General features: G+C 39.2%; 12 protein-coding genes. 3 read left to right on the forward strand and 9 right to left on the reverse strand.

The genetic code is table 11. The annotated features are described in order from the left end of the window. Nucleotides 1-84: 84 nt before the first annotated feature. Entirely contained in the window at nt 85-771 is a 687-nt protein-coding gene (locus tag I6F53_RS04430; protein WP_331460750.1) for a M48 family metallopeptidase, read from the reverse strand. Nucleotides 772-1,017: 246 nt separating this feature from the next. Between I6F53_RS04430 and I6F53_RS04435 the strand changes: the two genes are divergently transcribed. Together I6F53_RS04435 and I6F53_RS04440 are read left to right on the forward strand one after the other, a co-directional pair. Further along, nucleotides 1,018-4,350 (forward strand): MHYT domain-containing protein, encoded by a 3,333-nt coding sequence (locus I6F53_RS04435; RefSeq protein WP_197238625.1) that lies wholly within the window; start codon nt 1,018-1,020, stop codon nt 4,348-4,350. 3 nt (nt 4,351-4,353) lie between these two features. Next, nucleotides 4,354-5,346 carry a response regulator gene (locus tag I6F53_RS04440; protein WP_197238627.1) on the forward strand — a complete coding sequence of 331 codons (993 nt, stop codon included), beginning with the start codon at nt 4,354-4,356 and terminating at the stop codon, nt 5,344-5,346. Here I6F53_RS04440 and I6F53_RS04445 read toward each other — a convergent pair. Beyond that, nucleotides 5,343-5,783 (reverse strand): VOC family protein, encoded by a 441-nt coding sequence (locus I6F53_RS04445; protein ID WP_197238628.1) that lies wholly within the window; start codon nt 5,781-5,783, stop codon nt 5,343-5,345. The two genes, I6F53_RS04440 and I6F53_RS04445, sit on opposite strands and share 4 nt — an antisense overlap. Nucleotide 5,784: 1 nt before the next feature. Next, nucleotides 5,785-6,516 (reverse strand): HD domain-containing protein, encoded by a 732-nt coding sequence (locus tag I6F53_RS04450; RefSeq protein WP_231616537.1) that lies wholly within the window; start codon nt 6,514-6,516, stop codon nt 5,785-5,787. Between the two features lie 64 nt (nt 6,517-6,580). Between I6F53_RS04450 and I6F53_RS04455 the strand changes: the two genes are divergently transcribed. Then, complete coding sequence (locus I6F53_RS04455; RefSeq protein WP_197238630.1) at nt 6,581-7,771, forward strand: class I SAM-dependent methyltransferase; 1,191 nt, start codon at nt 6,581-6,583, stop codon at nt 7,769-7,771. 31 nt (nt 7,772-7,802) lie between these two features. Here the strand turns inward: I6F53_RS04455 and I6F53_RS04460 are convergent, their stop codons facing one another. From I6F53_RS04460 to pgl, 6 genes are all read right to left on the reverse strand, one after another. Next, complete coding sequence (locus I6F53_RS04460; RefSeq protein ID WP_007581065.1) at nt 7,803-8,099, reverse strand: PilZ domain-containing protein; 297 nt, start codon at nt 8,097-8,099, stop codon at nt 7,803-7,805. 9 nt (nt 8,100-8,108) lie between these two features. After that, nucleotides 8,109-8,489, reverse strand: a complete 381-nt coding sequence (locus tag I6F53_RS04465) for a response regulator (protein ID WP_007581064.1) — start codon at nt 8,487-8,489, stop codon at nt 8,109-8,111. A 75-nt stretch (nt 8,490-8,564) separates the two neighbouring features. Continuing rightward, nucleotides 8,565-12,452 (reverse strand): ATP-dependent RNA helicase HrpA, encoded by a 3,888-nt coding sequence (hrpA, locus tag I6F53_RS04470; protein WP_197181512.1) that lies wholly within the window; start codon nt 12,450-12,452, stop codon nt 8,565-8,567. Nucleotides 12,453-12,557: 105 nt separating this feature from the next. After that, nucleotides 12,558-13,589, reverse strand: coding sequence for an isoaspartyl peptidase/L-asparaginase family protein (locus I6F53_RS04475; protein ID WP_197238631.1), 1,032 nt, complete (start codon nt 13,587-13,589; stop codon nt 12,558-12,560). Between the two features lie 290 nt (nt 13,590-13,879). Further along, nucleotides 13,880-14,584, reverse strand: a complete 705-nt coding sequence (locus I6F53_RS04480) for a SapC family protein (protein WP_024591000.1) — start codon at nt 14,582-14,584, stop codon at nt 13,880-13,882. A 335-nt stretch (nt 14,585-14,919) separates the two neighbouring features. Next, nucleotides 14,920-15,630 (reverse strand): 6-phosphogluconolactonase, encoded by a 711-nt coding sequence (gene pgl / locus I6F53_RS04485; protein WP_197238632.1) that lies wholly within the window; start codon nt 15,628-15,630, stop codon nt 14,920-14,922. Between the last annotated feature and the right edge of the window lies 1 nt (nt 15,631).

Raw genomic sequence — 15,631 nt, forward strand, 5'->3', positions numbered from 1 at the left:
TATTCCTATATTCCTATATTCCTATATTCCTATATTCCTATATTCCTATATTCCTATATTCCTATATTCCTATATTCAGCAGTATCAAAACACCCACTGCAAACTCATACCATTTTGTTTTAACCAATTAGAGGATGCTTTGTAATCGGGGAAAAACGCCTCTACTCGTTGCCAAAAAGCTTTGCTATGGTTCAAATACTTTAGATGAGCAAGTTCATGAACAATCACATAATCTATAGCATGATAAGGAGCACCGATAAGATGCAAATTAAAAGTGAGTTCTCGCTTACTATTACAACTCCCCCACTTTCGCTTATAAACCCCTATTTTTAGATCGTCCGGTAGCTCTTCATTCATCTGAGTGCAAAAATACGCTAAACGCATTTCTATATAAGCAATAAGCTGCTCTTTTAGATAAGTCTCTAATAGCTGTTGATACTTTTGAGAAGTGTTTTTAACTCGAGGAGATATTGTAATGAGTAAATGGTTATCATATTGGGTTACTTTGGAATCTTGGCCTGAGTCCAGTTTTAAATAAATAGTTTCTGAAAAAATACTGATTTTTTTAGACTCGAAAGGATATTGCTTAGTGTCCTCAATTAAAAATTGCTTTTTTAATTGCTCTGCAACCCACTCTTGTTTGTCAAACAGCCAAGTGTCAATGTGCTTTTTAGCGACAAAATGTGGTGCATACACAGTCACATTTTGATTGTGTACTTTTATAGCAACTGTTTTGCGTCTAACACTTTTCTTTAACTTATATTCAAACACTCAATTTCTCATAAACTTTTTATTATAACTCAACCCTGCGTAGGCTAAAAACAGGCGTATTAAAACTTAATATTATAAAATGCGTGATATTAAAACAAAAAAACAGATTTAGAAAAACAATAATTGCTGATTAAAAGGAAGTATAAAGTTATAAAGACATTATTTTAGACGGTTAACTTAATTAACAGTTTATTTATTAGTAAATTAGATTAAACTTGTGCAATAAAGACTATATTTTGAGCCATTATGTTATCAGCTTTTTTCATTACTGACCAAGACCCAAGCTTAATTATTAATGGCGTTTATGATCCTGTTTTAGTTTCAATGTCTATCTTGATTGCTATTTTTGCAGCTTTTTTTACGACTCGCCTTATCGATTTAGCAAAAGAAACTGAGTTCCCTGGTTATCAACGTATAGCAAATATGACCGCAGCGACTGTTTTTTCAGCCGGTATTTGGAGTATGCATTTTATCGGTATGCTCGCGTTTTCATTGTGTACCAACATTAGTTACGATCCAACCATTACGCTGCTGTCTTTTTTACCCGCATTTTTTGCTTGTCAGTATGCAATATCGATGCTGGTGAACAGTAATGGTAACTTAAAAATATTATCTATTTGTTCCGTACTGCTAGGCGCTGGTATTGGCACTATGCATTACAGTGGTATGGCCGCAATGGAGCTTGCTCCACTTCTTCGGTACGACCCTCTCACATTTGGTTTATCAATTATAGTTGCCGTTGTTCTTTCTTTTATTGCTTTGTACAGTCGCTTTAATCTTGAACGTGTTTTACCAGGCCTAACACCGCTGCAAAATAATTTAATCAGCGCAACAATTCTTGGATTGGCTGTTGCTGGCATGCATTATATGGGAATGGTTGCAACACGATTTGTAGCAACTTCTCCACTCATTTACGATGATGTTAATGCTAATGCAGGCCTCACCTTTGTAGCTATTGCTGTAGCAACTGCAACAATTGCAATCACGAGTATTGTTGCAGTTATAAATGGCATGGTTCGATACCGTATGTTGCTTGAAGAAAAGTCAGCAGACGAGTCTCGCTTAAATGCAATTTTAGGCACAGCCATTGATGGAATTGTAACGATTGATCATACAGGCATTATTTTAAGTTTTAACGAATCAGCCAGTAAAATTTTTGGCTGGCGTGAAAATGAAGTACAAAATCATAATATTAAAATGCTAATGGATGATGCTATCGCGATGCATCACGATAGCTATCTTTCTAAAGCTAAAAATATTGATTTAGGTAAAGTAATCGGTGTTAACCGGGAGATTTTTGCAAAGCATAAAAATGGCCACTTATTCCCGATTCGCTTGGGGATTGGAGAAGTTAATCAGCCAGGGCAAAATCCTCTATACGTAGGCTTCATAACAGACTTATCAGAGCAACGAGCTTTACAAAAAAGCCTTGAGGAAAAAGAACAAAAATACCGCTCTTTAATGGATAACATGCCAGGTGTGGCTTTTAGGTGTAAGTTTAATGATAACTGGACCATGCTTTTTATTAGCCCGAGCATCAACGAGTTAACGGGTTATAATCCAAATGAATTTACTGAACATTGCATTGAATTTAACGATCTGATTTTAAAGTCCGATCAGCAGCCTATTGTAGATGCCGTAACAAAAGCAATAGATGAAAAACGTCAGTATTCAATCGAATACAGGATTCGCCATAGAAACGGCAAAATCTTATGGCTTTTAGATAAAGGCAGTATCGACTTTGATCCCCAAGGCCAAGCAAAGTGGATTGATGGGGTTTTAGTTGATATTACAGAACGCAAAGAATATGAAGAAAAACTAGAGCAAGCTAAATTTAAAGCTGAAGAAGCCGCTCATGCAAAGCAATCTTTTATGGCTAATATGAGCCATGAAATACGCACACCTATGAATTCTATAATAGGCTTTAGCGACCTGTTAATGGACACCCCACTAGATCAAGAACAGCAAAAACATTTAGTGACCGTAAATAATGCAGCGCGTTCATTACTTAGGTTATTAAATGAAATTCTCGATTCTGCAAAACTAGAGCGCGGTAAACTCACTATTGAGCCAATACACTTTAGTTTAAAGCCAGTAATAGACAGTATTATTTCTACTTTTTGGCTAGAAGCTAAAAAGAAAGATTTAGAACTTAAACTTCATATTAAAGAATCAGTAAGTGCTACTTATTACGGCGATCCGGATCGACTCAGGCAAGTACTTACTAATTTAATTGGTAACGCTATTAAGTTTACCGAAAAAGGCTCTGTTACCGTAACCGTTGGCGTGACACAAAATCAGCATCTGTTTTTTGAAGTAGAAGATACCGGTATTGGCATTGCAAAAGATCGTATTCAAGCAGTGTTCCAACCTTTTGAGCAAGCCGATGGCACTACTACGCGCCGCTTTGGAGGAACAGGCCTTGGTACGACCATAAGTAAACAACTTGTAGAGCTTATGGGCGGAACAATAAACTTAGTAAGTGAACTAGGTAAAGGCACCTGCTTTTACTTTTCATTGCCGCTTAATTTAGGCGACGAAACTAAAATAGATCATTTTGATGGCCTACACACTCAATTACCCGCTCTTAGAGTGCTAGTAGTTGACGATATTGAGCAAAATACAGAACTGCTTTCTTTACTCCTGTCACGCGATCAGCATGCAGTTACCAAGGCATCAAACGGACTTGAAGCGATTAAAGTATTTGAAGAACAAGACTTTGATGTCATTTTAATGGATATACATATGCCATTGTGTGATGGCATAGAGGCAACACAAAAAATAAGAGCAATAGAAAACCAAAGACAAATTAAATACACGCCAATTATTGCGCTCACAGCCAGTGTATTACAGCAAGATAAACTCACGGCTAAAAAAGCAGGCATGAATGGCTTTGCACATAAACCCGTCGATATAAATCAGCTAAACCAAGAAATAGCACAAGTGCTTGGTCTTGGTATTGCAAAAGAAATGGTTATATCGCAAAGCGATCCTAAAGCGCAGCATATAGATTTTGAAAAAGGGCTCGCACTCTGGGGCTCTAAATGTAAGCAGCTTACCGAAATTACTAAATTTATTAGTGATAGTAATAAACGGTTCGAAACATTATTCAGTGATAAATTATCAAATATAAAAGATGTCGATAGCACCATTCACACACTTAAAGGTGTTGCTGGTAACTTAGGCCTAATAACATTAATGAAGTTATTAACCGATTTAGAGCAAAAGCAAAGTGATGCTAAAGTAATTAGTACTTTAGACGATATAAAAAGCGAGTTACTTGTCATCTCACAACTGCTGTCATCAAATACCTGCGATAAGCCAAGTATTAACTCTGAAGATAATAGTTCAGACACGCTATCAATCGATGAAATTAAGTCACTGTGTAAAACGCTTTATCAAGATGCACAAAACGCAGAGCTAAATGATGAGCTATTAGCAAAGCTGCAACGCGGCACACCTTCTATCTATAAAAATGAAGTTGATGATATAGCCGAGGCCTTTGATGAATTTGATTTTGATAAAGCACACGTAATACTAGAAACCTTACTTGAAAAACTAACAAATAATGAGTATTAATTAATGGACTTTACGTCAGATAGACCACGAGTATTAATTGTTGACGATGAGCCTGCAAATCTAAAAGTAATGCGCGAAGTGTTAGGTAATCAATATCGTATGTCGTTTGCTAAATCGGGTGATGCTGCACTGGCATTACTTGAAAAAGAACTACCAAAGCTAATTTTGCTAGACATAATGATGCCAGATATGAATGGTTTTGAAGTATGTCAAATAGTTAAAGGCAACCCTAAAACATCACATATCCCCATTATATTTGTTACTGCGCTTGGCGATGAAAGCGATGAATATAAAGGTTTTGAACTTGGCGCCGTAGATTATATTACTAAGCCAATAAGCCCTGCTATTGTAAGAGCAAGAGTTAAAACTCACTTATCGCTAGTGCAAGCTGAGCAATTAAAACAAGCACATGTAGATTTAGTACAACGCCTAGGCCGTGCTGCTGAATATAAAGATACCGATACTGGCGAGCATATAGTGCGTATGAGCCAATACAGCAAAGTATTAGCATTAGCGCTAGGTATGGATGAGCAAAAAGCAGAGCTTTTACGCCAAGCCGCCCCAATGCACGATGTTGGGAAAATAGGTATCCCTGATGCTATCTTACTCAAGCCAGGCAAGTTAACTTCTGAAGAGTTTGAACATATGAAGAAACACGCCATAATTGGTGCACAAATATTAGCAAATTCTTCATCGCCATTATTACAACTCGCTCATAAACTTGCTATTGAACACCACGAAAAATGGGATGGTTCAGGCTATCCTAATGGAATTGAAGGCGAAGAAATATCTATTGAAGGTAGAATTATTGCCGTTGCTGACGTTTTTGATGCTCTGACTTCAAAACGCCCTTATAAAGAGGCATGGAGTGTAGAGAAAACAGTTTTGCATATGCAAGAGCAAGCAGGAGCTCATTTTGATCCCGCTCTAATCGAACTATTTGTGAAAAACTTAGACGATATTCTTGCTATAAAAAATTCAAATCAAGAAAGCTAATTCTTTTTAGCGCTGTGAGAGCCAAGCTCAACATTTGGGTAGTAAGACTTTATATAACGATAGTCATGTGACGTAATTTCATGGCTATTACCGCTTTCATCTTTAAAGTACATAGAAAACGTAACACCATGATCCGCTAAAACTACTTTTATATTTAAGCTCTCAAGATGATTGAGCCACTGTATAAATTGCTCCCCCGTTGCTAAAAATGCAATTCCTTTGCTGCGCCCCTCACCTTCAAAAAGTGCTAAACGAGTTGTTGAACTAGTATCTTCAAGTGTTAAAGGGCCTCGACCTTGCTCATCCCAAAATGCAAGTTCGGGTACTACACTAAAACCTAAAACACGTTCATACCACTTAACGGCATCAACCAAGTTATCAACATTTAAATGGCAATGATCAATCCCAGATAATTTAGGTATGCTTGTATTATTCACGTTACTCACCTATTTCTGACTTTAATTGCTCTAAAAACTCACGCATATATGTTGTACGTCTATTTGCCTCTGCTTTAGCAGATGGCGTATTCATGCTATCGGCAATATGTAATAACTTTATAAAAAAGTGATCAAGCGTGTATGCTTTATCATCAGCCTCGCGTTCAACACAAAAAGGGTCTTCTGGGTTATACAATAGCCGAGAAATTGATCCGCCTACTTTCATGCATCGACTCACTCCAATAGCGCCCAATGCATCCATTCTGTCAGCATCTTGTACTATTTGCGCCTCAACTGTTTTAATTTTTATATTTGCGCTGAAGCTATGCGCCGCAATAGCATGATGAATCTCATCAAAAAGTGACTCGTCATAATTAATAGATTTTAAAAATTCCAATGCCTTATCGGCTGCCATAGTAGAGGCTCTTGCACGATCAGGATGATTTTTAGCCACCGCAACACAGTCATGCATCCACACTGCAGGTAATACAACTGACATGTTAGCCTGCTCCGCATGACATAACTGTATTGCAACGCGCACCACGCGCTCTATATGGGTAATATCGTGAGCTACATCGGCATGCACTAAAGAGGTTATAAATTCTCTACATTGTGAATTAAGTATTTTTAAATCGGGGCTTAAAACGGCGTCAGGCACTATTAGGTTCCAAAAGCTAATGAATCGATAAATTATCCGTACTTTACCGTGCTTTATGCCCACCTTGCAAAACATTCATTGTATGTTGCTCCTTGCTTGACTAAAATACAGCGCTTATTTATTACTACTGAGAAGCCTTATGTCATCTGCCGTTTACCTACAAGCTGGTCGCGATAAATCATTAAAAAGAAAACACCCTTGGTTATTTTCAAAAGCCATCAAAAAAATTAAAGGTAAACCAGGATTAGGCGACACAGTAACAATTCACGACAGTGAAGGTAAGTTTTTAGCAACTGCTGCTTATAGCCCTCATTCACAAATTCGCGCACGTGTTTGGAGCTTTGATGAAAAAGAAGTCATCGACCAAAACTTCTTTGAACGCCGTTTACGTCGCTCATTAGAAGCACGTAGCCAAGTAATAGAAGAAGGCGGATTAACAGGGTTTCGATTATGTGCTGCTGAGTCTGATTACTTACCAGGCGTTACAATAGACAAGTTTGATAACGTATTAGTATGTCAGCTACTAAGTGCTGGCGCTGAGCGTCATAAAGGCGAGATTGTTGGCGCGTTGATGTCTATTTTCCCGGGCAGTAGCATATACGAGCGCTCAGACGTAGAAGTCCGTACTAAAGAAGGCTTAGAGCCAATTAAGGGTGCTCTGTGGGGTAATGAACCAACACAGCCGGTACTTATTGAGGAAAACGGTTTTAAAATTGAAGTCGATATAATTGACGGACATAAAACGGGCTTTTATTTAGACCAGCGCGATAGCCGCGCCGCACTTGAGCGTTTTTCAAAGGATAAAACGGTACTTAACTGTTTTAGTTATACAGGTACGTTCTCGTTGTACGCCCTGCGTGGTGGATGTGAGCATGTAACTAACGTAGACGTATCGCAACCAGCTTTAGATACAGCAAAACGTAATGTTGAGCACAACAACTTAGATTTAGATAAAGTAAGCTTTGTTAAGCAGGATGTATTTAAGTTACTACGCCAGTACCGCGACGAAGGCAGACAGTTCGATACCATCGTAATGGATCCACCAAAGTTTGCTGACAATAAAGCGCAGCTAACAGGTGCATGCCGTGGTTATAAAGACATCAATATGATTGCTATGCAAATACTAAAGCCAGGTGGAACACTACTAACATTCTCATGCTCTGGTTTAATGGAACAAAACTTGTTTCAAAAAGTAGTCGCCGATGCAGCACTTGATGCAGGTAAAGACCTACTTATAATGGAGCGATTAAACCAGGCAGCCGATCACCCAATTGCTGGCAGCTACCCTGAAGGCTTTTACTTAAAAGGCTTAATCTGTAAGGTTTTTTAATATCTAATCATTCAGTTTAACTGGATTCGACTTAGTTAAACTGAATAATTTCAAGACCTGCTGTTACCGTGCCATCATCTTCTTTGCTGGCACGTATTACTTTTGCTGTTGCATTTAAAGGCGCAATACTTGGGTGAGTCGAATCAATGTTCACCGTTAGTAAGGTATTAGGTTCAAGTAATTCATCTAAATGAATTGATAAACCTGTGGCACTTAAATCTACGCACTCTGCGGCAAAACTTAAACCCGCTATAGGTTCTATTGTCGTTAAATTTGCAGGTGTATTGATCTGCATGCGTCTAAAATTTCGCTTATCATCAGTAAACATACGTTACCTCTAAAAAACCGTGTTAATTTCTTCCAACAAAGCACCCACTGAAAATGGCTTTACAACATACGCATTACAACCAGCGTCAAACCCTGCTTGTTTTTCAGATGGAGACTCTAGGCCCGATACCATAACAACAGGAATATTTTTTGTTTCAGGTGTGTGTTTTAGCATTCGGCATGTATCATAACCATCAAGACCAGGCATACAAACATCAAGCAAAATTATATCTGGTGGACTCGCAATTGCCGATGCAAGGCAACTTTGCCCTGAATCTGCATAACTAACATCAAATTTCGACGCGAGTGCTGCTTTAAGCATTTCAAAATTAAAATACTCATCATCCACCACTAAAAGTCGCTTTGTTTTATGTTCAATCGATGAGGACATAACTATGTCGCTTCCTTTTCAAAACAAAAATAAATCCTCCTATTAAGGTACTAAGCTTAATAGAAAATGCAAGTTTTATTCTATCTCTTTTATCGCATTAAGTACTCGCTTAGCCGAAATTGGGTAAGGCGTGCCAAGTGTTTGTGCAAATAAAGACACTCTAAGCTCTTGTTGCATCCAAAAAATAGCGGTTACTTCTTGTGGAATGGGCAAGCCTTTAGGCGTTTTATTAACTACTTTTTTGTACTCTTGAGCAACTTTATCGAGCTCTAGTACGCATAATCTATCACGATTTGGATCTACAGGCAGTTTTTCTAAGCGTTTTTGAATCGCTTTTAAATAACGAATTAAATCCGTTATTTTATCAGCGCCATGTGCGCTTACAAAACCTTTAAATATAAGCGACTCAAGCTGTGATTTTATATCGCCATGTGCGGTGATCATGGTTAAATCTACTCGCCCTTTCATTTTTTTATGAAGTGCGTGAGCAATACTTAATACTTGCTCAACTTGCGTTGCAATAGATACTACCGCATCACCTAACTCACCACGTATTTGCTCTTTTACTGTTTCAAATGCTTTTTCATCGCGTATATCGCCATGTTTCACTAATAAGCTATCAACACCTGCCGCTATACAGTCATCAATTAAATCAGCTATTTTACCAAATGGGTTAAAATACAAACCCAGCTTTGCCTTATTCGGTAAGTTTTGTTGTAAGTACTTAATTGGCGACGGCACATTTAACAATACTAAACGGCGCAAACCTTGTTGATGAGCTTGCTGCGCTTTTGCTTCACTATCAAAAAGCTCCACTGCAGCGGCTGATTTTTTATCCACCAGCGCAGGGTATGCTTTTATTTCGTATTGACCTTGTTTTTTCACATAAGAAGCTGGCAGTTCACCAAAGTCCCATTGTGTTAGGTCTGATTTTTCAATGCCTTTGTCAGCTACTTTAGACAGCGTTTCGGTGACTTCACCTTGCAGCTCTGCTTTGAGTTTTGCCAAATCAAGTCCACGTGCAAGTAACTTATCGTGCTCATCACGTACTTCAAACTGCAATCGTAAATGCGGTGCAAGCGCGGTTAAATCCCACGCTTCTGCATCAACTCTTACACCCGTCATTCTTAGTAAACGCGTGGCTAAGGCATCAATTAAACCACCTTGCATTGGCTCAATAGCTGCAAGCACTGCATCCGCATAATTAGGTGCTGGCACAAAATTACGGCGAAGCGATTTGGGCAGTGACTTTATAAGCCCACTTATTAGCTCATGTCTAAATGCAGGTATGTGCCAGTCAAAACCACTTTCTTGCACTTGATTTAAAAGCGCTACCGGTATTTGTACCGCAACACCATCAACCGCTTGTCCTGGATCAAAGTGATAAGCAAGCGGCAATATAATATTGTCTTGCTGCCATGTGTCAGGGTAGTCAAACTCAGTGATATTACTTGCGCCGTGCTGCATTAACTCTTCGCGAGTCATGTGTAAGTAATGTTTATTTTGTTGTTTTTGTGTTTTATACCATTTTAAAAATGCAGCGCGGTTATTAATTTCTTTGGGTATTTTTTTATCGTAAAACTCAAATAACGTTTGCTCATCAACTAAAATATCACGGCGACGTGATTTATTTTCCAGAACTTGAATATCTTCTATTAGCTCACGGTTAAATGCTAAAAAGCTCTCGTTTAAGCCCAGCTCTTGCTCAACTAATGCTGTGCGTACAAAAAGCTCTCGGCTCACTTTAGGGTCAATATTGCTATAAACACAGCGACGTTTATTTACAACGAGTAGTCCATACAAAGTTTGCTGTTCAAACGCGATTACCGCACCTGGTTTTTTCTCCCAGTGTGGTTCTGTGTAGCTGCGTTTTACTAAATGCTGTGCTAATGGTTCTACCCAGTTAATGTCTATTTTTGCATTTGTGCGAGCATATAACTTACTGGTTTCTACCAGCTCTGCCGACATAATCCATTTAGGGCTCTTTTTAAATAAGCCTGAACCCGGAAAAATATGAAACTGGCTATTACGTGCGCCTTTATATATTTGTTTCTCATCTTTAAAGCCTATATGGCTTAGCATTCCGCTTAATAACGCTTTGTGAACAAGTTCGCCATCAGCCGCTTGGCTGGTTGCTTTCATGCCCATTTCGTTACACACAGTACTTATTTGATAAACAATATCTTGCCACTCACGCAGGCGCATATAGGCCAAAAAGTCTTTTTGACACAACTTTCTAAACTGGCCGTTAGTTAGCTCGCTTTGCTGCTCTTCTAGGTAATTCCACAAATTTAAAAAAGCGATAAAATCTGAATCTGGGTCGTCAAAGCGCCCATGCTTTTCGTTTGCTGCGGCACGTTTTTCTTGTGGGCGTTCGCGCGGATCTTGAATCGACAGCGCCGCCACAATAATAATTACTTCGCGCAGCGCACCAAGTTTGTGAGCTGTGAGCACCATTTTGGCTAAACGTGGGTCAACCGGTAATCGGCTAAGCTCTCTACCCGATTGAGTTAAACTGGTTTTGCTATCGCGTTTGTCTGGCTTTACTGCTTGTAGTTCTTCTAATAACGATAAACCATCGCTTATATTACGGCTATCTGGCGCTTGCACAAACGGAAATTGCGCCATGTCGCCAAGCCCTAACGCCAACATTTGTAAAATAACCGAGGCAAGATTAGTACGCAGTATTTCAGGGTCGGTAAACTCTGGGCGCGATAAAAAATCATCCTCAGAGTACAAGCGAATACAAATACCGGCCTCAACACGTCCACAACGACCCATACGCTGATTCGCACTGGCTTGCGATATAGGTTCTATTGGCAGGCGCTGAACTTTTGTACGATAACTGTAGCGGCTTATACGCGCAGTACCTGGATCTATGACATAACGAATACCCGGCACGGTTAGTGACGTTTCGGCTACGTTAGTCGATAAAATAATATGACGACGAGAATGCGGTGCAAAAATTCGGTTTTGTTCTGCGTTAGATAACCTCGAGTAAAGCGGTAATACATCGGTGTGTTTTAAATTACGCTTACTAAGTGCATCAGCGGTATCGCGTATTTCACGCTCACCATTTAAAAATATCAGTATGTCGCCAGGGCCTTCTGCGCACAGTTCATCAACCGCATCAAATATACCTTGCAGCTGATCGCCCTCGGCTTCCATATCTTCTTTATTAATATCGGCCGTTGGGTTGTAACGTACATCAACGGGGAAAGTACGACCCGATACTTCTATAATGGGCGCATTATCAAAGTGCTTTGAAAAACGTTCAGGATCAATGGTCGCAGACGTAATTATTATTTTTAAATCAGGGCGTTTTGGAAGTAGGTTTTTTAAGTAACCTAAAATAAAGTCAATATTTAAACTACGCTCATGCGCTTCATCTATAATAATGGTGTCGTATTGATTTAAAAAACGGTCTTGCTGAATTTCTGCCAGTAAAATACCGTCAGTCATGAGTTTAACGTAGGTGTTATTAGAAACCTGATCGCTAAAACGAATTTTAAAACCGACTTGCTGACCAAGTTCACACTTCATTTCTTCAGCAATACGATTAGCCACTGTTCGCGCAGCTAATCGGCGTGGTTGCGTATGACCAATCAAGCCATCAACACCACGGCCAAGCTCTAAACACATTTTAGGTATTTGCGTTGTTTTACCAGAGCCTGTTTCGCCGGCAATAATAACCACTTGGTTATTTGCAATGGCGTCTTTAATTACATCCTTTTTTTGACTTACTGGCAATTGCTCAGGGTAAGTCACTTTAGGAAGGCCCGCTAAGCGTTTATCACGTAATTCTTGGCTACGGGTTATATCAGCCGCTATTTTTTCAAGCGCGTTGGCATGCTTGTTTTCATCGGTTATTTTTTTTACGCCATGTAAGCGTTTTTTAAAAATAAATTGATCTTTTTTCAAGCACGTTTTTAGCTCGCCAAACAACTGACCTAGGTTAACCACCCGCATACCTTATAAAATTAATAATAGAGCATTAATTGTATCAAACTAAATGCTCAGGGTTAATCCTACAAAGCGCATAACTGCGCAGATATATGTACTTATGCGCTATTCGTCGTTAAATATACCTACATAGGTCGCTTGTGTGTTCGATTTACTCGCGCGATACATACCCGAGGTATTAAACGGTAAGCTAATATTTCCCTTCGTATCAACAATAATTACACCACCCGTACCTCCAATCGGCGCAAGCACTTGATTAATAACTTCATCGCCAGCTTGCTCAATCGTTTTATTTTGATATTTAACCCGCGCACAAATATCACTTGCTACGTTATAGCGAATAAAATACTCGCCATGCCCGGTTGCCGATACAGCACACGATTCGTTTTCAGCAAATGTTCCTGCACCAATTACTGGCGCATCACCCACACGGCCATAACGTTTTGCGGTCATACCGCCTGTTGATGTACCCGCTGCTAAATTACCGTTTTTATCAAGTGCCACGGCACCCACAGTGCCCATTTTATAGTTACTAGGTAATGCTTTGTGCGCTGCTTGATACTCTTTGCTGGTTGCTTTGGCCTTCTCTAATTTTTGTTTTGCTTTTAAAAGCGCTTTGTAACGAGGCTCAGTATCAAATAAGTTATTTTCGATAAGTTCAACGCCCTGCTCTTTAGCAAACTCCTCAGCGCCTTGGCCGCTAAGCATCACATGCACAGAGTTATCCATTACCAAGCGCGCTAACTTAATCGGGCTCTCAATATGTTTTACACCCGCAACTGCGCCTGCTTCACGGTTTCGACCATCCATTATAGATGCATCAAGTTCATGCCCGCCATCGTAAGTGTATACTGCTCCGCGTCCTGCATTAAAATAAGGCGATTGCTCTAATACTGTAATGGCCGCTGTCACCGCATCTAAGCTTTCACCGCCTTGCTGCAATACTTTATAACCTGTCTCTACGGCCTCTGTTAATTTAGCGCGGTACTGCTTTTCTTGAGCGGGTGTAAATCGTGCTTTTTCTATTGTCCCTGCCCCACCATGAATCGCAATGGCAAACGGCGTCTCTGCAGCTAATGCGCTATTACTTAAGGCTATAAGGCTGCTTGCAAAAATTGCTAATAATGGTGTTTTCATAATGAGTTCTTTTATGGGAAAGTTGTAAACTAATGTGAATGGTTGCGAGCTTAATTTCAACTAAAGTGAGTTTAATGGCATAAAAAAAGCGCCTTAAGGCGCTTTTTAAAATTTTACGTGTTTGTAATACCAATTTTATTAAAAACATGGTCATTCTAGCGTATTAAATAGCTCACTAACTACGTTGAAAATTATTTATATAGAACAACTATGTATCATAATTTTAGCCTTGTTATTGAGCCATTTTCTTATCGCTATAATAGATCACTAATTTAATGCAATTGGTATAATTAAGCTTGTTTAGCTTTTAAACGCGCTAAACGTGCTACTTGATGAGTAGACGTTAAGAAAGAATAAATTGGTGCTAGGTAACCGCGTTTACGAAGCTCAAGGAAATCAGCATCGCTTAACTCGTTTAGCTTTTTCTCATCGATAAGGTAAATACCGTTGATGTCTTTTTTCTCGCCTTTAATGTCTACTGTTAGCGTTTGCGCTATTAGTAGTTCTTTATCAGCAAGGAATTTAGTGAACGCTTCAGTTACTTGAGAAAACTCAATAAAAGATACAAGCGCTTCTTTACGACGTTTTAGGTAATCTGTTTCTTCGCCGTTTTCAAATAATGCATTACCTTCGTCTTCACCAACAAGCGTACTTGCTTCGTCAATTACGATACCGTATTGATCTTGATCTGGGTGTTTAACTAAGCCTAGTGGGTAACGAGTAGATGCCATAGGTGCAAATGCTGCAGTCCATTTACCATCTTCTACAAAAAGGTTTTCGCCTGGCTCTAAGCCAAACATAGCAACAGCTTGAAAAGTGCCGCTTTCGTTGTTTTTAACGAATGACATTGGAAACTCGTTTGCTACGCGTGCAAACTCATGTGCAACTACTGGCACTAAATGTTGAGTTTTCATGAATTCTACATTGATGCCGTTTTGAATTTTAGTGTTGGCATGTTTTTCGTTGTGTAAAGGCTGTACTTGTTGCTCCGCCATGTTACTGCTCCGTTTATTTTAATTTATATGTTTCATTGTTAATACCTTTAGGCTAATGCTTTTGAGCTAAAAAAGGAAGGGAAACTTTTATGACAACGACCATGAAAAAATAAAATTTAACTAAATCTGAACGTTGCTAAAAAACATACAACTCAAACTCATAAATTTTGTGCAAAAACAACACACTTCATGGTTGTTTTTAATACAAACCAAAGTCATCCATTAACATTGGTTAACAGTTCAGGACTGTTTTTTGCCGTGTTTAGGCTTAAATTTGAGCAAATAAAAAAGGCCACTTATATAAGCGGCCTTTAAAAGTTAAATTAGCACCTAAATTAAGGCGCCCAATATACTTCAATATTTATACTTGGGTGGTTAAGTACAGCACGTAGTGGCATGTCATTAACATCGCCTCCCGCTTTTGCTTGCTTATAAACAGCGAGTTTTTCTTCACCACTAATTAAAAGCTTAACCACTTTAGATTGCGAAATGGCATTTAGCGTTAAGGTCATTCGCTCAGTAATACTACCCGTCACATCACTTTGTATCGCATTAATTGCACATACTGTTTGCGCAGTTGTTAAACCGTACTCTAAACCTTCCGCATGCGGGAATAACGACGCAGTATGGCCATCTGGGCCCATGCCTAGAATAGTTACATCGTATGGCGCTTTTAACGCACTGTAAGCGGCTTCACACACTTCACTGCCTTGCTGCGCAGTTGCAGCATCATTTTTCATGGTTATGAAGTTTGCAGCACTACCATAGTTTTGTAATAACGTGCTTTTAATAAATGCTTCATTACTTTTTTCATGGCTTGGCTCTACCCAGCGCTCATCAACCATAGCAACATCAATATGCTGCCAATCTAAATCAAGAGTTGATAAATGCTTATACGCAGGCGCAGGAGACGAGCCGCCCGATACCATTAATACAGCACGGCCATCGTTTTTAATACCATCACGTAGTGATTGCTCAAGCGTTGCAGAAAGCTCAGCGGTTAGCGCGTCTTTATCGTCAAAAAACTTTTCAACTATCGTTGCCATG

It is taken from the genome of Pseudoalteromonas sp. SWN29, assembly GCF_015864465.1.
GTDB lineage: Bacteria > Pseudomonadota > Gammaproteobacteria > Enterobacterales > Alteromonadaceae > Pseudoalteromonas.